General features: G+C 36.6%; 19 protein-coding genes and 1 pseudogene. 8 read left to right on the top strand and 12 right to left on the bottom strand.

The annotated features are described in order from the left end of the window. Positions 1 to 209 precede the first annotated feature (209 nt). The 5 genes and pseudogenes from psaC to EA365_12520 all read right to left on the bottom strand — a co-directional run bounded on the left by psaC (position 210) and on the right by EA365_12520 (position 4752). Entirely contained in the window at positions 210 to 455 is a 246-nt protein-coding gene (gene psaC, locus EA365_12540; GenBank protein TVQ43460.1) for a photosystem I iron-sulfur center protein PsaC, read from the bottom strand. A 171-nt stretch (positions 456 to 626) separates the two neighbouring features. Further along, positions 627 to 2435 carry an elongation factor 4 gene (locus EA365_12535; GenBank protein TVQ43459.1) on the bottom strand — a complete coding sequence of 603 codons (1809 nt, stop codon included), beginning with the start codon at positions 2433 to 2435 and terminating at the stop codon, positions 627 to 629. Between the two features lie 35 nt (positions 2436 to 2470). After that, positions 2471 to 3058, bottom strand: a pseudogene (locus EA365_12530) (hypothetical protein). A 27-nt stretch (positions 3059 to 3085) separates the two neighbouring features. Beyond that, positions 3086 to 4339 (bottom strand): gamma-glutamyl-phosphate reductase, encoded by a 1254-nt coding sequence (locus EA365_12525; GenBank protein TVQ43458.1) that lies wholly within the window; start codon positions 4337 to 4339, stop codon positions 3086 to 3088. Positions 4340 to 4344: 5 nt separating this feature from the next. After that, positions 4345 to 4752 carry a hypothetical protein gene (locus EA365_12520; protein TVQ43457.1) on the bottom strand — a complete coding sequence of 136 codons (408 nt, stop codon included), beginning with the start codon at positions 4750 to 4752 and terminating at the stop codon, positions 4345 to 4347. A 116-nt stretch (positions 4753 to 4868) separates the two neighbouring features. Here EA365_12520 and EA365_12515 point away from each other — a divergent pair, with 116 nt between their 5' ends. The 3 genes from EA365_12515 to trpA are packed head-to-tail and all read left to right on the top strand — an operon-like array spanning position 4869 to position 6216. Beyond that, complete coding sequence (locus EA365_12515) at positions 4869 to 5102, top strand: NAD(P)H-quinone oxidoreductase subunit L (protein TVQ43456.1); 234 nt, start codon at positions 4869 to 4871, stop codon at positions 5100 to 5102. Positions 5103 to 5110: 8 nt separating this feature from the next. Continuing rightward, a complete protein-coding gene (locus EA365_12510; GenBank protein TVQ43455.1) occupies positions 5111 to 5425 on the top strand; it encodes a DUF3007 family protein in 315 nt (104 codons plus the stop codon). Beyond that, positions 5422 to 6216, top strand: a complete 795-nt coding sequence (gene trpA / locus EA365_12505) for a tryptophan synthase subunit alpha (GenBank protein ID TVQ43454.1) — start codon at positions 5422 to 5424, stop codon at positions 6214 to 6216. The genes EA365_12510 and trpA overlap by 4 nt, the downstream gene beginning before the upstream one ends. On the opposite strand, the gene EA365_12500 is transcribed toward trpA, so the two are convergent. Continuing rightward, positions 6209 to 6433, bottom strand: a complete 225-nt coding sequence (locus EA365_12500; protein TVQ43453.1) for a YggU family protein — start codon at positions 6431 to 6433, stop codon at positions 6209 to 6211. The genes trpA and EA365_12500 overlap by 8 nt on opposite strands. A 72-nt stretch (positions 6434 to 6505) precedes the next feature. On the opposite strand from EA365_12500, the gene EA365_12495 reads away from it, so the two are divergent. Next, complete coding sequence (locus EA365_12495) at positions 6506 to 11359, top strand: hypothetical protein (protein ID TVQ43452.1); 4854 nt, start codon at positions 6506 to 6508, stop codon at positions 11357 to 11359. 186 nt (positions 11360 to 11545) lie between these two features. Here EA365_12495 and EA365_12490 read toward each other — a convergent pair whose 3' ends face one another. The 3 genes from EA365_12490 to EA365_12480 all read right to left on the bottom strand — a co-directional run bounded on the left by EA365_12490 (position 11546) and on the right by EA365_12480 (position 15763). After that, complete coding sequence (locus EA365_12490; protein TVQ43451.1) at positions 11546 to 12682, bottom strand: UDP-N-acetylglucosamine 2-epimerase (non-hydrolyzing); 1137 nt, start codon at positions 12680 to 12682, stop codon at positions 11546 to 11548. 95 nt (positions 12683 to 12777) lie between these two features. After that, complete coding sequence (locus EA365_12485; GenBank protein TVQ43450.1) at positions 12778 to 13152, bottom strand: hypothetical protein; 375 nt, start codon at positions 13150 to 13152, stop codon at positions 12778 to 12780. A 214-nt stretch (positions 13153 to 13366) separates the two neighbouring features. Next, entirely contained in the window at positions 13367 to 15763 is a 2397-nt protein-coding gene (locus EA365_12480; protein TVQ43449.1) for an ATP-binding cassette domain-containing protein, read from the bottom strand. 37 nt (positions 15764 to 15800) lie between these two features. Between EA365_12480 and EA365_12475 the strand changes: the two genes are divergently transcribed. From EA365_12475 to EA365_12460, 4 genes are all read left to right on the top strand, one after another. After that, positions 15801 to 16013 (top strand): type II toxin-antitoxin system HicB family antitoxin, encoded by a 213-nt coding sequence (locus EA365_12475; protein ID TVQ43448.1) that lies wholly within the window; start codon positions 15801 to 15803, stop codon positions 16011 to 16013. 287 nt (positions 16014 to 16300) lie between these two features. After that, the gene (sir, locus tag EA365_12470) at positions 16301 to 18217 is read left to right on the top strand and encodes a sulfite reductase, ferredoxin dependent (protein ID TVQ43447.1); all 1917 of its coding nucleotides are present in this window, start codon (positions 16301 to 16303) and stop codon (positions 18215 to 18217) included. Positions 18218 to 18417: 200 nt separating this feature from the next. Further along, the gene (gene rfbC, locus EA365_12465) at positions 18418 to 18975 is read left to right on the top strand and encodes a dTDP-4-dehydrorhamnose 3,5-epimerase (GenBank protein ID TVQ43446.1); all 558 of its coding nucleotides are present in this window, start codon (positions 18418 to 18420) and stop codon (positions 18973 to 18975) included. Beyond that, positions 18975 to 19883, top strand: a complete 909-nt coding sequence (locus EA365_12460; GenBank protein TVQ43445.1) for an NAD(P)-dependent oxidoreductase — start codon at positions 18975 to 18977, stop codon at positions 19881 to 19883. The genes rfbC and EA365_12460 overlap by 1 nt, the downstream gene beginning before the upstream one ends. A 17-nt stretch (positions 19884 to 19900) precedes the next feature. Here EA365_12460 and EA365_12455 read toward each other — a convergent pair whose 3' ends face one another. The 3 genes from EA365_12455 to EA365_12445 form a co-directional block, all read right to left on the bottom strand. Further along, positions 19901 to 21190 carry a hypothetical protein gene (locus tag EA365_12455; protein ID TVQ43444.1) on the bottom strand — a complete coding sequence of 430 codons (1290 nt, stop codon included), beginning with the start codon at positions 21188 to 21190 and terminating at the stop codon, positions 19901 to 19903. A gap of 5 nt (positions 21191 to 21195) precedes the next feature. Beyond that, on the bottom strand, positions 21196 to 22533 hold the full coding sequence (rfbH, locus tag EA365_12450) for a lipopolysaccharide biosynthesis protein RfbH (GenBank protein ID TVQ43443.1): 1338 nt from the start codon (positions 22531 to 22533) through the stop codon (positions 21196 to 21198). 2 nt (positions 22534 to 22535) lie between these two features. Further along, on the bottom strand, positions 22536 to 22772 hold a 237-nt coding region (locus tag EA365_12445; protein TVQ43442.1), incomplete at its 5' end, for a CDP-glucose 4,6-dehydratase.

Genomic DNA, 22772 nt, shown 5'->3' with positions numbered 1-22772 from the left:
TAATTAAAAAAGTGGGGATGGGCATCGCCTCACTCAAAAACGGTCAATCATCTCTGAAGGTGAATGATAAGAAGCCTACAGCGTAATCTTTGATTCGGTGTAGGAGTATGTCACAGAACTAATTATATCTGATTAACCATAAGTTGGGGTAAAACAGAAAAAGGGGGATTATGGTAAATCCTCCCTTGAACTAAATAAAACCCTACAGTTTAGTAAGCTAGACCCATACTGCGAGTTGTTTCAGCACCTAGATATACGCGAACGCTTAAGAAATCTGTAGGACAGGCAGTTTCACAACGTTTACAGCCGATGCAATCTTCCGTACGGGGAGAAGACGCGATCTGTCCTGCTTTACAACCATCCCAAGGAACCATCTCAAGGACATCTAGAGGACAAGCACGAACACATTGAGTGCAACCAATACAAGTATCGTAAATTTTGACGCTATGGGACATTGTATTTCGACTCCTTATTTAAAGCGATCTTAACTTATTGATAATTTCAGATCAAAAGCTAGTCTATCGCAGTATTGGGAGATTCTTCTCAAAAATCGAACATATCTTTAAATTCTGTAACAACTTCCGAGATTTTTAACATTTCTTAACGCTCAAACCCAGGTCTAACAATTACTGATTTAAGCGTAAAACAGCCATAAAAGCTTCTTGAGGTACATCCACTGTACCAATAGATTTCATGCGTTTTTTACCTTTTGCTTGTTTTTGCAGGAGTTTTTTCTTACGACTGATGTCACCACCATAGCACTTGGCTAGTACATCTTTACGTAAAGCCGGAATATGTTCACTAGCGATAATCCGAGAGCCAATCCCTGCTTGAATGGGTATTTTAAACTGGTGACGGGGAATTAATTCTTTGAGTTTTTCTACGAGGGAACGACCAACGTTGTAGGCTTTATCCTGGTGTACAATCATCGCTAAAGAGTCCACAGGATCGCCATTAACCATAATATCTAGTCTGACCAGGGGGTTAGTCCGATAACCGATTAATTGGTACTCCATACTAGCGTAACCCCGAGAGCGTGATTTAAGTTGGTCAAAGAAATCGGTAATTACTTCTGAGAGGGGTAACTCATATATTAAATTAGTACGAGTTTGGGTAAAGTATTTCATGTCTTTAAATACACCCCTGCGACTTTGACATAATTCCATCAAAGCACCTACATAGGTTTCTGCGGTAATAATTTCTACTTGAATATAGGGTTCTTCGATTTTTTCCCTTTTTTGTGGGGGAGGTAGTTGACTAGGGTTATCGATTTCGAGGATTTCTCCATCAGCAGTAGTAACTCGATAGATTACCGAAGGTGCGGTAGTAATTAAATCTAGGTCATATTCTCTTTCTAGTCTTTCTTGGACTATTTCCATGTGTAATAATCCTAAGAAACCGCAACGGAAACCAAAACCCATAGCTGTAGAGGTTTCGGGTTCGTAGTTTAAGGCTGCGTCGTTGAGCTTAAGTTTATTGAGCGCTTCCCGTAGGTCTTCGTATTGGTCAGAGTCTGTAGGGAATAAACCACAGAAAACCATGGGTTTAGCTTCAGCGTAACCTGGTAAAGGTTCAGAGGCTGGGGTATTAACTAGAGTAATGGTATCACCAACGCGAGCATCTTCTACGGTTTTAATCGCTGCGGCGAAATAACCTACTTCTCCCGCGTGCAATTCTTCTACGGGTATCTGATTCGGTGAGAGTATCCCTAATTCATCGATTTGGTATTGTTTTTGCGACGCCATTAATAAAACGCGATCGCCTTGACGTACTTTACCATCCATGACGCGGAAATAGACGATAACACCGCGATAGGGGTCGTAGTAACTATCAAAAATCAAGGCTCGAAAGGGTTGATCTATTGTATCCGCGGGGGGAGGAACTAGTTTAACGATTCCTTCGAGGATTTCTTCTATTCCTATACCTGTTTTTGCTGATGCTTTGATAATATTGCTACAATCTAGCCCGAGAATTTCTTCTATTTCTTCGGTTACTCTTTCTGGTTCAGCACTAGCTAGATCTATTTTATTTAAGACTGGTATAATTTCTAAATTATTTTCTAAAGCTAAATAAACATTAGCCATAGTTTGTGCTTCTACACCTTGGGAAGCATCCACTACTAATAATGCTCCTTCACAAGCAGCTAGGGATCTTGAGACTTCGTAGGAGAAGTCCACGTGTCCTGGTGTGTCGATTAGGTTGATTACGTAATCTTCGCCATCTTTAGCTGTATATTTCATTCGGGCTGCTTGTAGCTTAATAGTAATACCCCGTTCTCTTTCCAAATCCATGTTATCGAGAAATTGTTCTTTCATGTCCCGATTACTAACTGTTTTGGTAATTTGGAGCATCCGATCAGCTAAAGTTGATTTACCGTGGTCGATATGAGCGATGATAGAGAAGTTACGTATCCGCGAGACGGGGGTGTTAGTCATATAGCTTTACAATGCACAATATTCCTTAATTTAGTCTAGCTTATGATCAGGGCAATTTTACCAGTGGTTGAACCTGTTTCTATTTGTCTATGAGCTGTGGCTACTTCAGAGAGGGGAAAGGTTTGACTTAGATGTATAGTTAGTTTACCTTCATCTATCCAAGTGGCGCATTGTTTGAGTATATTGGTTTGATGGATTTGGGCTGATAATAATTTCCCTAAAACCGGAGTTAGCATTAATTCTAAGCTTATGCTTAAATTCCGTTGTCGAGCTTTTTTCAGGTTACCTAGGTTAGGATTAGGTTCTATAATAGTTACTAAATCTCCACCTGCTCCACCGTGAATAAGTACGGTTTGTCCTGTTTTTAATTGGGCGCGATCGTAGAGGGATTCCCATCCTGTAATTAATACTAAAGGTGCTGCTGCTGCTTCAGCAAAAGAAAGGCTTTTAGTCAAAAACGGTCAATCATCTCTTAAGGTGAAAGATAAGAAGCCTACAGCGTAATCTTTGATTCGGTGTAGGAGTATGTCACTATCAATAGGGTTAATTCCTGCGGCTTTAAGTTGGATCAAAACATCTGTGGGGTTGTTAATCTTGGGTTCGGGTATCTCCTGTAATTGCAATACTTCTGGCTTACCCGCCTTGAGATTTTAGTCTATTCCTTCGATAACTTGTTTAATGGTTGTAAAACTTTCCAGGCTAATTAAACCACGTCTCCCATCTTTTTGATTAGCGATACCTAGATAGACTGCTTCTTCGTTTTGACTGATGCGCGAGAAGCGAGGAGAACAGTTAATATAGGTAAAAGCACTTTTAATCTGGTTACCAAAGTTACGACTAACTTCGTAGGAATCGGTAACTAAACAGTTAGTATGACCTGTGCTATGTTGATTGATAAATTCTATCCCCTGTTCTAGATTATCTACTAGTTTAAAGGCAACGGTTTTACTTAAATAGGGTAATCCCCATTCCTCAGGTTGTACAGGTGTTAAATACTCGGGAAATTCTGCTACTAATTCGTGATCGCCTTTGAGTTGAAATCCTTCTTCTTTAAGGTTTTTCCAAATTTTAATTAACCCATAGGATTTATAATTCTCTTCAATAGTTACTTTTTCAATAGCGTTAACTGGATCTGGTTTACTTTGATGACTATCAATAATCATCTTTTGGACTAGATCCATATCTCCGCTATTGCAATAGTGTAGATAACAATTACCCATGACTGTAAATAGCGTGGGTATTGTTGCTAAATTATACACATTTCTGACTAAACTAGGACGTCCATAAGGTATAATTAGTTGTATATATTTGTCCTGAGTAACTAAATCTTTAATCATAAAGTTACCTAAATCAGGAGAAATATCTTGGATACAGTGATGGGGTAATTCTCCTTTTACTAAAGCTGATTGTAAAATTTTGGCGATCGCTTCTTTAGTATGGGTTGATTCCCCTGTTCCTCGTAAAATAATGCTATTACCTGTTTTAATCGCCATGGCTGCGGCGATCGCCCCTAGTTCTGGTAAAGCTTCTGAAACATACAGTATTACCCCTAGAGATGTCGCCCGACAATAACTCTGAGGAAGGTTATACTGTTGTTGGAGACGATAAATACGTCTATCTAGGGGGTCATTGAGTTTAGCGATCGCCTCAATGATTTTAACGGCATTTTCTAACCTATAGGGAGTTAATTTTAACCAATTGATGACTAATTCTGGTCTAACCATTTCTTTAGCTTCTAACAAATCTAGAGTATTAGCTTCTAAAATCTGCTCAAAAGCTTGGGTTAAACCCTTAGCCATGGCTAGAATAGCGTCATTTCTCTGTTGTTTAGTGGATTTTTCCAACTCGAGAAAATCGTGATACGCTAGCTCAAGGAGTTGTTGTAAAGATTTTTCGATTGTCATAGTACTTAACGGCGATAAGCTAGCCAAACCATCACAGCGGGAATTATTGCTAACAGTAGCGCAAACAATGACCAAAAAACAATACCAACCCCAGAACTAGATCGCAACGCTAAAGGTAACCAAATAATCAAGAGAATCAGAATTACTCCCAAAGCTACGGGAAAATAAGTGTCTCCCACATTTTGATTAGATACAATCCAACGGTTATTACACCAACGCCAACTCTTTTTATAAGGATAATGAGAAGCTAGCTGTTCAATTTGATAACCATTCTCTTGGACAACAAAAATCTGTTGACAGCGATCGCAGCCAAATGCTTCTGTAAGAATTATCGGTTTTAAGCAGCCTTTACGGCGACAAGGACAGATATATTCTGAGTTTAAATCGATTTTCTGAGCTTTCTGAGGTCGCACAGTTTCAAAATAGCTAAAATTTCAAAGTAGCAATCTCTAGTATAGATCTACTTTCTGGTTTAGTTTCAATCTTCTGGTATAATTACTGATTAATACCTATTAGACTAACATAAATTATGCTTAATCAAGACACTATCTTAGTAGCTGCACTATATCTAAGTCTGAGTGGACTGTATTTATTAATCATTCCTGGTTTAGTTTACTTTTACCTCAACCAACGTTGGTATGTCGCTAGCTCTATCGAAAGAGTATTTATGTATTTTCTAGTATTCTTTGCTTTTCCCGGAATGTTGTTACTGAGTCCCTTTTTAAACTTCCGTCCTCAAAAACGCCAACTTAACAAAGCCTAACTGCGATTATGCGTCGAATTGACATTATCTTGATTGGGTTAGCTGTTTTCCTAGGTGGAGGTTTACTCTACCTTTTATTGCAACTTTTCGGTATTAATGGGATTAACGCGGGAATCTGGACACAATTTCTGCTCGTAATGGGTATAATTGTTTGGACTTTAAGCTATTTACGACGGGTATTAACCCAAAAAATGACCTACAATCAGCAGCTAAAAGACTATGAAGAAGCGGTTATGCGTAAACGCTTAGAAGAAATGACCCCTGAAGAACTTGCTAAACTACAAGCAGAAATTGCAGAAGAAGATAACATTAACCAAATATGAACTCAGTCTCAGAATGTTTTCAATCTCTCAAAGCTAAAAATCAATGCGCGTTGATTCCTTTTATTACCGCGGGTGATCCTGATTTAGAAACAACAGCTAAAGCTTTAGAGGTTTTAGAAGCAGGTGGTGCAGATTTGATAGAATTAGGCGTACCCTATTCAGATCCTTTAGCTGATGGTCCAATTATTCAAGCTGCTGCTACTCGTGCCTTACAAAAAGGTGTACAGCTAGAGGATGTTTTAAGTATAGTCCAAGAATCCCGCCAAAAATTAACCGCGCCAATTATTCTCTTTACTTACTATAATCCCATCTTTTATCGTGGTAAAGAAGCTTTTTTAAATCAAATCGCTACCGCGGGAGTAAAAGGATTAGTTGTACCTGACTTACCCCTAGAAGAAGCAGAACAACTGATTCAACCCGCTAAAAATTATGGTATTGAAGTTACCCTGTTGGTGACTCCGAATACTCCTGAACAGAGAATAAAAGCGATCGCTACTCAATCCCAAGGATTTATCTATCTGGTTAGTGTTACTGGTGTAACTGGAATGCGTACACAGGTAGCTAGTCAAGTAGAGAATCTGATTTCTACCCTAAAAAACATCACAGCTAAACCTGTAGGGGTAGGTTTTGGGATTTCTAGTGCCCAGCAAGCCCAACAAATGCGACAATGGGGAGCAGATGCAGTTATTGTCGGAAGTGCTTGTGTAAAAATTCTGGCTACTTCTCCACCAGAAATTGCTTTAAGGGAACTTAGTGAGTTCTGTAGCAGTCTTAAACAAGGAATCAGTTAAGGTCAATCTCTACTAGCTTATGTTGAGAGTTATGACCCTGTTTAATGTTAACTTGAGATTTGGCAACAGCAAAATGTTTAGCTAAAATCTCAATTAGTTCCTTGTTTGCTTTACCATCTACAGGAGGAGATTTAATGCGTACTAAAAGGTTATTTTCGGATACTGTTTCTATTTTCTGTTGTTTAGAGTTTGGTTTACAGTGAACTTTAATAATCATCTAAAATAGGTGCCTAAATCTCTTAAATCCAAAGGTAAGCTACGTTCACTCTGTATCGGGGTTGGTAGCGTTTTGTTGACAACTACAGGAATAGGATTAATTTATGGATCGTATCTGGTAGAACATAAACTTAGTCCTTTAGTAGCTGAAGAATTGACCACATTATTAGATCGTCGGGTAGAAATCGGTGAGGTTGAAGGTTTTTCTCCTTTCGGGGGAATAACTTTTAGTGAGAGTTTCCTTCCCTCAACACCATCAGAAGCTGATTATATAATTATTGAACGTATTAAAGTTAATTTTAACCCCTGGACGTTATTAATTAAACAAAAACTCAATCTCAGAGTTAATCTAATCCAACCTACTATCTATCTACAACAAAAAGAGGATAACAGTTGGTTATTTACTGACTTGATTAGTCAATCTCCTCAACATTCCCAAGGTATCGAAATTAATCTACAATCGGTATCTCTAACTAATGCTAACATAGCGATCGCCTTGAGTAACGATCAAGGAACTTTAGAAACTCTAGTTAATTTTGCTCAGCTACGTTGGTTTAATCAATCAGAACTGCTAGAATTAAACGTGAGAGGTGAATTGACTCAGGGTGGAAGTTTTCGCATTGCTGGTACAATGGATATCCCTACTGAAGAGTTAAATCTAATAGTCAAGGGAACACAACTTAAAGCAACTCAATTAAATCATTTACCCTTACTCCCTCTCACTCTCTTCGATGGAACAATTGATAGTAATTTAGAGATTAAACTCACCAAAACAGAATTACCCGAAGTTAGAGGAATCGCTAAGTTAGAAAACCTTGAAGTCAATATAGTCAATTTACCCAATCAACTGACTCAGACTAGTGGTGAACTTCGTTTTCTTGGTGATCATATTGAAGTTGACACGCGATCGCAATTAGGGTTAATTCCCCTAGAAACTAAAGGTACAATTGATTTACAACAGGGATTAAACTTACAAACAAAAACTCTACCCATACCTATTACTGAAGTGATAGAGAGTTTAAATTTACCTTCTCTACCTATAGATATTGAAGGAGAGATTAAGGCTAATATAATCATTACTGGTGCTCTAAAACAACCCCAATTAGTCATAGATTTTGCTAATCATGAGTCTGTATTAATTGCTGAAAACGAGTTTCAGTCAATCTCGGGTATAGTTAATTTATCTAATACTGGTTTAGTAATTGAGCAATTTGAAGCTTTACCTAGTTTAGGGGGAATAGCTACAGCAACTGGATATCTTGATTTAAGCAATACTGATGGTGATTTTAACTTTAATCTCAGTAGTAGTCAAGTTCCTATTGTTGTTAATCAAATACCCTTAGAAATTATTACAGCAGAAACTACTATTTTTGGTTCTCTTAATCATCTCTCTCAAATCCAAGGAGAAGTCAAAGGAGAATTATCTCTAAAAGAAGGAATAATTAGGGTTGATTCTCTTACTTTTACTGGATTAAATTGGCAAACTAATCTAACTATTGCTAACCTTAATTTAGATTCTCATTATCTGAACAGTCAATTAAGTATCTCTGGAGAAGATCTAGATTTAAGTAAGATTAACGCTACGGGTGAAGTTAGTTTAACGAGTGTTTATGGTCTAATTAAGACTAATAATTTTGAGTTAAATAACGGGAATTGGTCTAGTGAAATAAAAGCTGAAGATCTAGATTTATTTTTAGCACTTAATGGTCAAATTGGCAATAGTTTAGACGATTTTACGGCTCAAGGTTATGGTAATTTAGATTTAGCTAATCAGGGAAATATTGTTATAGATAGTCTAAACATATCAGCAGGTAAAATTACCACTCAAGTATTAACTAATAATTTAGATTTAAGTTACTTTTCTCTCCCTGGATATGTAACAGCAAATACAGAAATTAGCGCTGATTTAACTAATCTGAGTTTAGCTGGTATAGAAGCTAGGGGGAATTTATATTTCAATCAAGGATTAGGGTTGATTAATTATCCTATTGCTACTACTATCTATTGGGATGGAAAGTTATTAAACCTAGAAACAATTACAGGAGAGGGAATCAACGGTAAAGGTTGGGTAGCTATTAATGAGAATGGTAATATAGAAGATATAGACTTAGATATTTTTAACGCGAGAATTAATCTAGGGGGATTGGTTACAGAATTATCTCTAGATGGTGAATTATTTTTTCAAGGTAAAATTAATAAGCATAATCACTCCCTCAGAGTTAATGGGGATTTAGCGTTACAAGGGTTAACCTTTTCGGGGTTAAATTTTGAACCTTTACAAGGGAAAATTAGTAGTGATTCAGAGATTAATCTAGACTTAAAGGGAGAAGAAGATTTAATTCAATTATCCTTAACTAATGATTATCAACCTAACTATTTTTGGTTACGACAAGGAGAAACAGAAGTAAAAGGCGATCGCCAAGATCATAATCTCTTAGTCAAGATAACTAATCTACCTCTAGAAATTAGTCAAGTTTTATCATTTACTAATATTTCAGGAAGATTATCAGGTAATGGGATAATTGATTTAAACAATTACAGTCTAGTTAGTAATTTAAGGATAGACGCTGCTAAAATCGAAAATTTACAGATACAAAACATTACTACTAACCTAACTTATCATAATCAAAATGTCCAGATTAGCAACTTAAAATTATTACAGGGAGACACAGAATATTTAGGAGATTTAGAGTTAAACTTTACCGAAGATATTCCCCACATTCAAGGAGAAGTCATAATTAATGAAGGTGATATTCAAGATATTTTAGAGACTTGGCAACTTTTTGATTTAAGAGATTTACTCTTAGGAATACAACCGATAGTGTATGGAGATGCAACTAGTTTAGCTGGAGAATCGCGCCAACTTTCCCTAGGAAGTTCAGATGATACTATATTGCAACAATTAGCCTTAATTTCTCAATTAACTTTTTTAGCTAAAACTAACCAAGAAAATCAACAACAGACTATAGAAATTCCTGACTTACGTCAACTTCGTGGTAATCTTAATGGTAAATTAATACTCAATGGTTATCTTGACTCACGAATTAAAGCTGATTTTAATTTTGAAGGTAAAAATTGGCAATGGGATAATTATACTTTAGATAAGTTTTTAATTACGGGTAATTTTAGTCAAGAAACCCTAAGCTTTCAGGAAATTAGTCTAAACTCTGGAGATAGTTTTCTTAATTTTAGGGGATATTTTAATAATCTCAGTCAAGAAGGAGAGTTAAATCTAGTTAATATACCTTTAGGGTTAGTGAATGAGTTAATCTCCTTACCCTTTAACTTGACTTTTTCAGGAAAACTCCACGGAACATTCTCTCTAAAGGGTAGCAGAGAAAATCCCCAAGCTCAAGGTAATTTTACCCTAGAAGAAATAATACTTAACAAGACACCAGTTTACGCTACTACAGGGAATTTTAATTATAAAAATGCTAATCTCGATTTTAATTTCACTAGTTTATTAACTAATAAAGCCAAACCAATTAAACTAGAGGGTAATTTTCCTTATCAGCTACCTTTGACAAAGATTTCCCCAACTAGTCAAGAGTTTAACCTCAGTATAAATATTGCAGACGAAGGGTTAAGGTTAATCAATATTATCACTACTGATGCTTTAATCTGGCAACAAGGACAAGGAGAGATTAATCTAGAGATATCAGGGTTATTTAATCAAAAAAACCGAGAGTTATCTAATCTGACTACTGTAGGAAGGGTTAAACTAGATCAAGGAGTCATTGTTAGTGAGTTTTTCCCTAATGATCCTGTTTCCGCAATTAGGGGAGAAATTCTATTTAGTTTTGACCATATGGAGATACCCTATTTAAAGGGTAATTTCAGTGGTGGCGATTTTTTCGTTAGTGGTAACCTTCCCCTGAATCGAGTTAATAATGGTAATGAGTTTGTAGATATTAATTTTAATAACCTCAATTTAAACCTCAAAGGATTCTATCAAGGTAGAGTAGCAGGAAATTTACGAGTTTTGGGGAGTTGGTTAGATATGGATTTAACTGGAGAATTAAACCTATCTGAGGGAGAAGTTTTTTTAGAGGAAATAGCCTCACCAAGATTATTATTAACAAACGAGTATATAAATAGAGTTGATTTGGTTGGTTTACAATTACATTTAAGGGAAAATATTAAATTAGTCAGACCACCAATTTTAAGTTTTGTAGCGACAGGAAGTTTAAATTTAAATGGTAGTTTAACTAATCCACTTCCCGAAGGAACAATAGAATTAAAACAAGGTGGAGTAAATCTGTTAACTACTTATTTACGTTTAGCTAAAAATAGTCAAAGTCGCGCGCGTTTTTTACCTAATCAAGGACTTGATCCCTATTTAGAGGTAGAATTAGTTGGGTCGGTGACTGAAAGCAATGCTAATGATTTAATTAGAGATCCTTTGTCTTCTGAGATTAGTGATGCTTCGGTATATAATTTGGGTACTGTGGAGACTATTCGTATCCAAGCCAATATTCAGGGTTTTGCTAGTCAGTTAAATAATAGCTTACAGTTAACTAGTAGTCCTCCACGTAGTCAACAAGAGATTCTCGCTTTATTGGGAGGAGGTGTTGTAGATAGCTTCGGAAGTGGTGACACTACTATAGGATTAGCTAATTTAGTAGGAGGGGCGATTTTTAGTACTGTACAACAAGAATTGGCTAATAGTTTTGGGATAAGTGAGTTAAGGGTTTTTCCTACTCCGATTCTGGAATCAGAAAATAAAACAGACGATTTTGGTTTAGCGGCTGAGATTGGTTTTGACGCAACTAAGAATTTTTCTTTTTCGATACTTAAGGTTTTAACTGATACCCAACCTCCACAATTTGGAGTTCGTTATCGTTTCGGCGATCGCTTTTTGTTGCGTGGATCTAGTGATTTCTCAGAAGATACACGCGGAGTATTAGAGTATCAAATGCGATTTTAACCATTTAGCTTAGCTGCAAGAAGCCTCACACTTTAATTTTTGTTAAGTGTGAGATGACTTGCAATTTTATGCTGTACAATAAAAGAAGTTTAACAAAGCTTAAAAAGCTGGTTAAATCAAAAGTGGGGATGGGCATCGCCTCACTCAAAAACGGTCAATCATCTACACAGGTGAAAGACAAGAAGTCTACTCCATAATCTTTGATTTGGTGTAGGAGTGTGTCACATATTCTTGAATAATTTTAACAATTCTGGTGGAAGCTTGACCATCTCCAAAAGGATTAATCGCAGTCGCCATTTGTTGATAAACTGCTTGATCTTCGAGTAATTCACCAGCTACCTTGAGAATAGTTGTAGAATCAGTCCCTACTAGTTTAGCAGTTCCCGCGGCGATCGCTTCTGGTCTTTCGGTGGTTTCTCTGAGTACTAATACTGGTTTACCTAGACTGGGGGCTTCTTCTTGTAGTCCTCCAGAATCTGTAAGTAAGAAATAACAGCGTAAAATTGCTCCTACTAATTGACTATAGTCTAAAGGATCGGTTAAAAATACCCGCGGATGGTTACCTAAAGCTTCTTGTAAAGGTTGTCTAACTACGGGGTTACGGTGTAGGGGTAATAATAAAGCGGTATCGGGGTATTGAGTTAAAATAGCTTGAAAAGCTTTAATAATGTCTTGTAAAGGAGTTCCCCAATTTTCCCGTCTATGTACTGTAGCTAACATGACGCGGTAATCTTGCCAATTTAAACCAGGAATATCACAACTAGGATTATTTTTGGCTACGCTTAATAAGGCGTCGATAACGGTGTTACCAGTTTGATAGATTTTTCCCGTTACTCCCGAATCTTGCAAGTTTTTGACAGCAGCTGGAGTTGGTGCAAAATGAAGCTGACTCAATTGGGAAATGAGACGACGGTTAGCTTCTTCAGGATAAGGGTTAAATAAATCATTAGTACGTAAACCTGCTTCAACGTGGGCGATCGCTATTTGTTGATAAAAAGCTGCTAAACTAGCGGCAAAAGCGGTTGTTGTGTCTCCTTGTACAATTACTAACTGCGGTTTGATTTGTGTAAAAATTGTTTCTAAACCTTGGAGACTACGACAAGTAATATCACTCAAAGTTTGTTTTACCTGCATAATCTCTAGATTCTCATCTACTTGGAGATTAAATAGCTGCATTACTTGTTCTACCATTTCCCGATGTTGTCCAGTTAACACTAGATGGGTGTTAATTTCTTTAATCTGGCGCAACTTCTGCACTATTGGTGCTAATTTAATTCCTTCGGGACGAGTTCCGAGAGTAACACAAACCCTTAAATCACTCATTTGCTAGTTAATTTTTACTCACCCTTCCCATTAAAGCACAATAAAAAACCCGGGGGTTTCCGGGCTGCAGTTTTTTTAAAATAATTAACCGATATTTATTGATTGACTTCACAGGTTAAAGGACACGCAGCATATACAGATGTATGTAAAGGTTTAGCTTGTCCATGTAGCCACCGCAGCCAAGTTACATCTTGGGGATGGATACCTTTGAGGGTGAGAATAACTGCGCCAAAGATAACAGCTAATACATTTACGCCAACAATGCTACCAACTACTAATAAAACTGCACTCATTGGTAACACTGATTGCAAAATTACTGCTGATAAAACCGCAATTGTAGCCATGATCACAATCAGGGGGAATCCGACTACTAACCAACAAACGGTTAAAGTGAACATCCATAATAAAAGGCTCTTGAATATGCCTAGGTAACTAACCTTATTCCATTGATAGTTTTGTGTTAATTCCATTTCTTACTCCTTATTCTTAATTAGAGATTTAGTATTTAAACTAGACGGGGATCGTATAGATAACAGTATAGATTAACTTTATGGCAAAAATGAGAAATGCTTAATAAAATGTTACATTTAAGCCCGAGAATTTATGTTAAAAAATCTCAAACCTTAATTAGAGATTAGCTTTGAGAAGATTTTCAATTTATTCTCGCTAAATAAGTATATTAACTTAATAAAATGTTATTTTCCTTCTAATGTCTTGGCGTCGTTGCAGGAAAAAAGTAATAATTACGTAAATTAGACTATGGAGTAAAAGAATACCCCAATCTAAGAGTAAATTCTGCCAACTAGAGTTATATACAGCTGACGCTTGAATAGGTAAAGGACATTCTAGGGGTGTGGTTTCAAAAATAGTCATATTTCCTTCTAATATGGGTATCATGTCGTTAAAATTAACTAAGATACCATATGCTCCCACAGACCATCGACTCAACATTAACCAAGAGATATATTTACCTATTCCCGTCATGGTAAACAACACTCCTGAAAAGATAATCTGAGGTATTAATAGTATGGGTAGAGAGTTATTAGCTTGATTACTATTTTTTACTCCCGCTGAAATCATTAATCCTAAACTTTGAGCAGTAATAATCGTTAAAGTACTAGTAATAAGTAATCCTAAACTCCAGGGTAGTAATTGAGAGACAGGAGATTGAAAGAATATCAAAATAGTTAAACTAATTAAAAAACTTTGAGCGATAGCTAATCCACCTAGTACTAAATATTTAGAAGCTAAATAAGGTAAAATCCCCAGGTTTACTAGTCTTTCTCTGGTGTAAATTTCTCTTTCTTTGACTATTTCATTGAGGGAACTAAATAAACCAATCCAAATAGCTGCACAGGTGAAAACGAATAAAACGCGCAGTGTCAAGGGGGCTAAATCCAGAGCAGGATCATCAGGAGTAAAAAAGAGGGTTTGTTGCGATGGGATGGCTAATTTGATTAAAGCAATTCCTATGGGTGCGGTTAATAAGCTAATAATTAAGTTAAGTTTATCTCTAGTAATTAGTCGGAAATAACGTTTAGTTAATATTGATAATTGTTGGACAAATGAACCTTTAATAGCTTGGGGAGTATTGGTATTAGCTGGTTGTTCCCCAATAAATAAACGATTCTGAATATATTGTTGATATTGGGGAGAATTTTGATAGTTTTCTGCTGCGGTTTGTACCGTTTCTAAATCTTCGAGATTAAGATAAATATCAGCAAAATTATTGTCAGTCACTTGGAAAAAATTAAGGGCTTCTTCAGGAGGACCAAAATAACAAAGATGACCTTGTTTACCAAGAAATAACAGGCGATCGCACAGGGTAATATTGTTGGTAGCGTGAGTAACCACTAAAACAGTTCTACCTTGTTGGGCTAAATTCTGTAATAGTTCCATCATTTTTTTGTCTAAACCTGGATCTAATCCCGAGGTAGGTTCATCGAGAAAGAAGAGTTTAGGATCAGCGAGTAATTCTACACCAATACTGACCCGTTTTTTTTGACCTCCACTTAAATCTCTGACTAAAGTATCACGGCGATCGCTTAATTCAATTTGTGCTAAAGTTTCCGTAACAATTTGCTTAACATTAACATCACAGAGACGTAATAAAGCCGCAAAAGTTAAAACCTCAGTGACAGTTAAATCACGGTGAATAATATCATCTTGAGGAACATAACCAATTTGGGTACAATAGATATTGAAGTTACGGGGTAAATTATGTCCATTGAGATAAACTGCACCCTCTTGGGTAGGAATTATCCCTAAAATAGCCTTAATCAAACTAGATTTACCCGTACCACTTCCACCAACAATCCCTACTAATTGTCCCGGTTCGATCGGTAAGGAGATATTATGGAGTTGGGGTGGTTGAATTCGTCCTAAATTATTTAAATCAAGACGAATATTTTTACCTTGGTCGGTAATAACTAGATTATCACCTTGAACAGTAAGAATATAAGGACCAATACGAATAGTATCACCCCTTTTAATAATCGCGCTACCGCTAACTTTTTCATCATTAACATAGACACCATTGACACTATAATCTGTGAGGATATATCGTCCTTGATTATCAGTATCGATAGTAGCGTGTTTACGAGATACCGTAGGTGCGTCTAATTGCAGAGTAACCCCTATTTCTCTACCTATAACCACAGAACGATTTTTTAAAGCAATATTATAAGCTTGTGGAGGGGGAACAATGGTCTTACTAGGATCATAATAAGTAATAATGACCATCGCTTTGGTATCTTGACCGATTTTAATCTCGTCTTGATGTTGCAGACAATAACCATCAGCAGGAGTAATTAGGGTATTGTTGATAAATAAACGATTAGTACTAGGCTTAACACCATCACCATCGTAAATATAATAATCATTATTGACTTTTTTAAAGGTAGCTTGCCAACGACTGACTACTGACCAAGTTTCTGGTACAACTAAATCTACTTGGGTACTGTCTCTACCGAGACGATGAAATTTATGAGTGAGATTATAGGATTCGCTTAATTCTCCTTGATTATTCAGAATAATGTAGGGAGGATGGTTAAAAACTGTGGGAACATGTGTAGAAGACATAGAAGGTTAAGAGAGAAAGGGCGATCGTAGTAGAATAATGAACTATCACTATAGTATCCTGATTCAATGGTCAAAGGAAGATCAAAAATATATAGTTAGCTTACCTGAATTTGGTCCTTATGCTCATACACACGGGGATAGTTATGAAGAAGCTTTGAAAAATGGGCAAGAGGTTTTAGAACTTTTAATCGAAGACTATCAAGCTAGAAATAAACCTTTACCCAATCCAGATTTAAGACGTCATTATTAGCTACAAAATTTCTCATCAAACCGCTTAAATAAGCAATAATCTGCTAAACTAAAATTAGTAAGTTAGTAATAAATAATGAAATACCTAACCCCTAAAGAAGCAGCACTAGCTTTATCTGTTAGCGTTAGTAGTCTTCGTCGTTGGGAATCAGAAGGAAAAATTAAGTCAATTAAAACACCCCTACCTACTTAGAAAATAGAGAAAATGAGGAGAGACTGTGCGATCGTAGTAAAATAGGGTTAACGATTAAAAATGCGATCGATTCAACGGACAATTTCAAAATTTCCATGGTTAATATTTCAGAATCACCACAAACAAAAGTTTCCAAAGTAGAAGGAATTAAAGAACGGAGTAATTATCTCAGAGAGCCTCTAGCAACTCAGTTAAGAGAAGATACTACTCATTTTAGCGAAGATGGGATACAAATACTCAAATTTCACGGTTCTTATCAACAGGATAACCGAGATAACCGAGTTAAAGGACAAGAAAAAGACTATCAGTTTATGTTGCGCACCCGTAACCCTGGGGGTTTTATTCCCGCGCAGCTATACCTTACCCTAGATAGACTCTCAGAAACCTATGGTAATGGAACTCTCAGAACAACTACTCGTCAAGGTTTCCAGTTACATGGAGTTTTAAAAAAGAATCTCAAAACCGTTATCGGTGAGATTGTTCGCAATATGGGTTCAACCCTAGGCGCTTGTGGAGATTTAAACCGTAACGTCATGGCCCCTCCTGCACCTTTTAAACAACGTCGAGAGTATCAGTATGCGTGGGATTATGCTAACCGTATCGCTGATTTATTAACCCCTCAAACTGGTGCTTATTACGAGATTTGGCTAGATGGGGAAAAGGCGATAACTGGGGAAGAATTACCCGAAATCAAGGAAGCTAGGTTAAAAAATGGCAATATCCCCGTCTTTAAAGAGTCTGAAGAGCCTATCTACGGAGAACACTATATGCCACGTAAATTTAAGTGCTCTGTGACTGTACCTGGGGATAATTCCATAGATATCTATACCCATGATTTGAGTTTAGTTGTCATAACCGATGAACAGGGAGAATTACAGGGGTTTAATGTACTCGCAGGAGGTGGTTTAGGGAGAACTCATAATAAAGAGGAAACCTTCGCCCGGATGGCTGATGAGATTGGTTATGTAGCTAAAGATGATGTCTATGATTTGGTTAAGGCGATCGTTGCTACTCAAAGAGATTATGGCGATCGCGTCAATCGTCGTCACGCGCGCATGAAATATCTGATCAATGATTGGGGAGTAGCTAAATTCCGTGAGCAAGTTGAGTCTTATTTTGGGAAAAAATTAGAACCATCTCAACCCTTACCACCTTGGCAATATCAAGATTTTTTGGGCTGGAATGAACAAGGGGATGGTAAACTCTTTTTTGGTCTGTCTATAGACAATGGTCGGGTTAAAGACGAAGGTAACTGGAAACTGAAAACAGCCTTAAGAGAGATTATTACTGAGTTTCAATTACCCATACGTCTGACACCTAACCATAATCTGATTATCTATGAAATTGAACCCACAGCTAAAGACAGAATTATCTCTATTTTCCAGCAATACGGGATAGAAACACAACCCGAGCGCATTGAGCCACTTTTCCGCTATGCTATGGCTTGTCCTGCTTTACCTACTTGTGGTTTAGCCATAACCGAATCAGAAAGGGTTATACCCTCTATTCTGCAGCGCATTCGCCAATTACTAGATAAGCTCAATATGTCAGAGCATCACTTTGTCGTGAGAATGACGGGTTGTCCTAACGGGTGTGCTCGCCCCTATATGGCTGAGTTAGGTTTTGTCGGTAGTGCACCTGAAGCTTATCAGATTTGGTTAGGTGGCTCTCCCAATCAAACTACCTTAGCTCAACCCTATGTCGAAAAGTTGCCTATAAGCGAGTTAGAAGGCTTTCTAGAGCCTCTTTTCGTGTTCTTCGGAGAAAATCGTCAAAATAGCGAAAGTTTCGGCGAATTCTGTAACCGTGTAGGGTTTGAGGCTCTCAGAGAGTTTAGCTCTAATTATCAGAGTAAACCTTCTAAGTCTTCCCGACGCAGTCGTAAACACCAACACCGTATTAGTGTCACTGATGATTTATATACTCGTCTCAAAGAAACAGCAACCCAACAAAATACCTCGATGAATCGCATTCTAGCCGAAGCTTTAGAAGCTTATTTTAGTCAGGAATAATTTCTGACATCTATATCCACTACTTCCTGATTAGTGGATATAGAGAGAGCACAATAATGATAAAATCAGTTGTACCAAGTTGCCTTCAGACCTACCAATTATGGTAAGCTATCCCAGGGGTTAATTGATTTATCCCACATAATGACTAAATACTCTCTTTGATAGCGACTTGGTATTAACCAATCAAAATTAAACCTATTATGGAAATTAAAGACAGTCCAATAACTGGTTGTTATGAAATTCAACCCAAAGTTTTAGCAGATGAACGTGGTAGTTTTGTGAAGATTTTTCATGAAGATATTTTTAAGCAAAATCACTTAGAAACTAATTTTTCTGAAGAATATTATTCTGTGTCTAAACAAAATGTTTTGAGAGGGTTACATTTTCAACTTCCACCTCATGAACACGTTAAAATGGTCTATTGTGTATCAGGAGAAGTACTAGATTTAGTTGTTGATTTAAGAGTAGGTTCTCCAACTTATAAAAAAGTCGCAACATTTACTCTTAGTTCTCAACAAGGTAATCTTGTTTATATTCCTAAAGGATTAGCACATGGATTTTATGTATTGAGTGAACAGGCTATTATGGTTTATAAGGTTTCTACTGTCTATTCACCTGAACATGATACAGGAATTCTCTGGAATTCTATTGATTTTACTTGGCAAATTTCTAACCCGATTATTTCAAAACGAGACCAAAGTTTTATCACTTGTTCTGAGTTTAAAAGTCCTTTTGTATATAAAAATAATTTAAAATAATGAGCAGTAAAACAGTAATTATTTCTGGTGCTAATGGTTATTTTGGATCTATTGCTTGTCAATATTTTAAAAAGCAAGGTTGGCAAGTTTTGAAAGGAACACGCCAACAAGATGCTGATATCAAAATTGATTTAGATGCAGTAGATGACCTTGTTAAGCAAACAGTATCAACTCCTGTTGATTTATTTATTCATGCAGCTGCTGCCCATGAAGTTACTTGTCGTGAAAATCCTTATACTAGTATCTGTCAAAACATTGTAGGGACTAAGGCTGCTTTAGATTTTTGTCTCAGCAATAATATACCTAAATTTGTTTATTTATCGACTTTTCATGTTTTTGGTCATCCCAGTGGAACTATAGATGAGTCAGTACAACCTTTACCTGCAAATGATTATGGATTAAGTCATTTACAGGCCGAAGAATATGTCCAAATGTATAACCGTGAAAGTAAAATTCAAGGTACGGTTATTAGACCTAGTAACTTTTTTGGAATTCCTGCTAATCTCAAAAAATTCAATAGATGGACTTTAGTACCAGTATCATTTTGCCAAGAAGCAGTTCTTAATAAACAGATTATCTTGAAAACGCCAGGAACACAAAAAAGAAATTTTATCGGTGTCAATGATATCTGTGCTACATTAGAAAAGCTTTTTTTTCTACAAGAAAACATACCTTTAATTCATCTAACTGGTAATGATAATCTCAGTATCAAAGAACTTGCTCAATTAGTTTGTCAAATCATGAAAACTCACTTTGATAAGGAGATAGAATTAACTATACCTGAAGGTGTTCAAGCTAGTGATGATTTTAGTTATGAAAGCAAGTTCCTATCCCAGATTCATCAACCTATAGAAGAAATAGAAGATTTTTTGATTGAATTTTGCAGATTATTAAAACAGCAAAGTTAGTTATCAAATTAAGCTATTTAAGTGACTAAAAATTTTGATTCTATTAGTTTTTTACCACTTTTAATAGCCTGATCACTCCATAAATATTGCCACAAACCAAATCTACCTACAGGTTCAACATTTTTACTTCTCATCCAGTCGTGAATAATATTTAGAGAAGCTTCTCGATTTTGATCATATATAACATAACCGTATTTGACATTTACTTGCCATGCTTTTAAAATAGAATCTGGATTAAACATTTTCATTTTTTGTAAGTCATCAAGAACTCTTTCTACTAAACTCTCTACAGGTAAAGGACGAGTATTACTGTAGGGAACTTCTGCTTGTAGTGATGTACAACCTTCTGGAGCATTTAACTCAGAAATATTAGAATAAATACTTATTCTTGGGGTTAAAATATCAGGATCATAAACATAGAACCAATGATAAGGTAAATTTACCTGTTCATTTAAGGCAATGTTAATCAGTGCAATTGATGTACATCGTAATTTTGTAACAGCTTCTTGTACTGATTCAGGAACGTCAACAACCAGAGAAATAAATTCAGGCAGAGGTAAAGATGTAATTAGAGTTTCGCCAAATTCTTGATCCTGTTGATTGGCGAAAGATAAGATTCTTTTATTTAAATCAATTTTGGTGACTCGATGATTTAGTTTTAAATTAACCCTATCTTTAGCCTCTAACCAAAAATTACTGTAAGAGCCATAACCTCCTACTTTAGGGTAACGAAACTCAGTAAAATAATAACCTGTATCAGTTTGCAATCCCAAAGAACCATCAATAACTCTTTTGAGAGTAGGTTTGGCTACCCTTTCTCCTACCCACTGATAGGTCATTTCTTCGGGTTTAACCGTCCAAAACTTTTCAGTATATATGTGGGTAAAGTTTTCGGCAAAATATTTACCTTGTCCCAACTCACACCAATCACGATAGTTTTGAATTTCCGATTCTCTCTCTTTCGTTTCAATAAAAGATAACAGTGCATCTCTATTAGTTTCAGGAGGCAAGTCACAGAGATTGCAAATAGCTGGATGTCTTACCCAATGACCCTGATAATAATTGCCATTAGATACCTGTTTGGTTACATATTCATCCTTAACCCCTTGTGCTAAAAGTTTTTGCACATAAGTATCTTTAGTAAAGGATATGTGAGGACCATAGTCAAAGGTAAATCCTTCCCACTCCATCGACCCTGCAGTACCACCAACATTATCTCTAGCTTCGTATATAGTAGTTTTTCCAGGGAAGTGATAAGCACAAGACAAACCTGAAAAACCTGCCACTAAGATTGTTAACTCATCCATAATTACTAATAACTTTGACAAAACTCTCTGATTACTGTGCAGGTATAAGTTAACATTTCTTCTGTTAATCCAGGAAAAACCCCTATCCAGAATACCCCTGCCATAACTTTATCAGTATTGGCTAAATCCCCAATCACTCGATAATTTAAGCCTTGATAAATGGGTTGACGCACTAGGTTACCTCCAAACAAAAGTCGAGTTCCAATACGTTTATCTTCTAGGTATTTGACTAAATCATTACGGGTAAAGGGAGCATCTTCTTTAACCATAATGGGAAAACCAAACCAACTTGGTTCAGAATTGGCTGCAGGTTGGGGTAAGACTAGAAAGTCTTGTAAATCAGCTAATTGGGTTTTGAGGAACTTAAAGTTTTCTTGGCGTTTGGCGATAAATTCGGGTAACTTAGCTAGTTGGGCTACTCCTACCGCTGCCTGCATATCGGTCATTTTTAAGTTATAACCAACGTGGGAATATGTATATTTATGATCATAACCAAAGGGTAAATCTCCTAATTGCCAAGCGAATCTTTTCCCGCAAGTATTATCTACTCCAGGAGGACACCAACAGTCTCTCCCCCAATCTCGGAAAGATTCGACAATTTTTTTGAGACGACTATCACTGGTTAAAACCGCGCCACCTTCTCCCATAGTCATGTGATGAGCAGGATAAAAGCTAACGGTTGCTAAATGACCAAATGTTCCTGTTTTTTGACCATTATATACACTTCCTACCGCATCACAATTATCCTCAATTACCCAGAGGTCGTGTTTTTGGGCAAAAGCCATTACTGCTTCTAGGTTGAAAGGGTTACCTAGGGTGTGAGCGATCATAATCGCTTTAGTTTTGTCAGATAAAGCTGCTTCTAATTGGTCAATATCTAGATCATAGCTAGGTAGTTTCACATCTAGGAAAACCGGTACTAGCTGATTTTGAAAGATGGGATTAACGGTAGTAGGAAAACCTGCAGCGACTGTAATAACCTCGTCTTGGGGTTTTAATCTTTTTTCTCCTAATTTAGCCGAAGTCAGAGCAGATAAAGCTACTAAATTAGCCGATGAACCAGAATTGACTAGTAAACAATGTTTAACCCCCATCCACTCAGCAAATTTGGTCTCAAACTCCACTGCGTATCTTCCTGTGGTAAGCCAAAAATCTAGAGAAGAATCAACTAGCTTGACTAATTCTTGGTCATCAAATACTTTTCCTGAAACTGGTACATAGGTTTGACCAGGAATAAACGAACGCGAACCAAATTTAACTTGATAATATTCTTGTACCGCTTCTAGTACTTTATTTCTGAGTTGTTGTTCTTGGGTTTCGTTTTTGGTGAGAGATTGAGTCATCGTTAGATTTTGATTAAGGTTTTGTTAGTTTTAAAAATATCAGCTTGATAGGATTCTATTTGTTGTCTGGTTAAAGTTTGAAACTTAGCGCTATCTCCTGGGGATATCTGATTAGCTTCACGATACCAGAGTACAGTTTCTTTGATTGTTCGCTCAAAATCCCATACTGGTTGCCAGTTGAGAGTATGATAGGCTTTATCCGTTACTAAGTTTAGCAGTTTAGCCTCATGGACTGCTTT

Source organism: Gloeocapsa sp. DLM2.Bin57 (genome assembly GCA_007693955.1).
Lineage (GTDB): Bacteria > Cyanobacteriota > Cyanobacteriia > Cyanobacteriales > Gloeocapsaceae > Gloeocapsa.
This window is presented reverse-complemented; position numbering and strand designations above follow the sequence as displayed.

What these genes read in the sequence shown, in the direction of transcription:
- EA365_12480 (TVQ43449.1), bottom strand. Translation starts at nt 15,763, where the DNA reads ATGTCTTCTACACATGTTCCCACAGTTTTTAACCATCCTCCCTACATT.
- EA365_12460 (TVQ43445.1), top strand. Translation starts at nt 18,975, where the DNA reads ATGAGCAGTAAAACAGTAATTATTTCTGGTGCTAATGGTTATTTTGGA.
- sir (TVQ43447.1), top strand. Translation starts at nt 16,301, where the DNA reads ATGGTTAATATTTCAGAATCACCACAAACAAAAGTTTCCAAAGTAGAA.
- EA365_12515 (TVQ43456.1), top strand. Translation starts at nt 4,869, where the DNA reads ATGCTTAATCAAGACACTATCTTAGTAGCTGCACTATATCTAAGTCTG.
- EA365_12535 (TVQ43459.1), bottom strand. Translation starts at nt 2,435, where the DNA reads ATGACTAACACCCCCGTCTCGCGGATACGTAACTTCTCTATCATCGCT.
- EA365_12490 (TVQ43451.1), bottom strand. Translation starts at nt 12,682, where the DNA reads ATGAGTGATTTAAGGGTTTGTGTTACTCTCGGAACTCGTCCCGAAGGA.
- EA365_12475 (TVQ43448.1), top strand. Translation starts at nt 15,801, where the DNA reads ATGAACTATCACTATAGTATCCTGATTCAATGGTCAAAGGAAGATCAA.
- trpA (TVQ43454.1), top strand. Translation starts at nt 5,422, where the DNA reads ATGAACTCAGTCTCAGAATGTTTTCAATCTCTCAAAGCTAAAAATCAA.
- EA365_12500 (TVQ43453.1), bottom strand. Translation starts at nt 6,433, where the DNA reads ATGATTATTAAAGTTCACTGTAAACCAAACTCTAAACAACAGAAAATA.
- rfbH (TVQ43443.1), bottom strand. Translation starts at nt 22,533, where the DNA reads ATGACTCAATCTCTCACCAAAAACGAAACCCAAGAACAACAACTCAGA.
- psaC (TVQ43460.1), bottom strand. Translation starts at nt 455, where the DNA reads ATGTCCCATAGCGTCAAAATTTACGATACTTGTATTGGTTGCACTCAA.
- EA365_12455 (TVQ43444.1), bottom strand. Translation starts at nt 21,190, where the DNA reads ATGGATGAGTTAACAATCTTAGTGGCAGGTTTTTCAGGTTTGTCTTGT.
- rfbC (TVQ43446.1), top strand. Translation starts at nt 18,418, where the DNA reads ATGGAAATTAAAGACAGTCCAATAACTGGTTGTTATGAAATTCAACCC.
- EA365_12510 (TVQ43455.1), top strand. Translation starts at nt 5,111, where the DNA reads ATGCGTCGAATTGACATTATCTTGATTGGGTTAGCTGTTTTCCTAGGT.
- EA365_12485 (TVQ43450.1), bottom strand. Translation starts at nt 13,152, where the DNA reads ATGGAATTAACACAAAACTATCAATGGAATAAGGTTAGTTACCTAGGC.
- EA365_12525 (TVQ43458.1), bottom strand. Translation starts at nt 4,339, where the DNA reads ATGACAATCGAAAAATCTTTACAACAACTCCTTGAGCTAGCGTATCAC.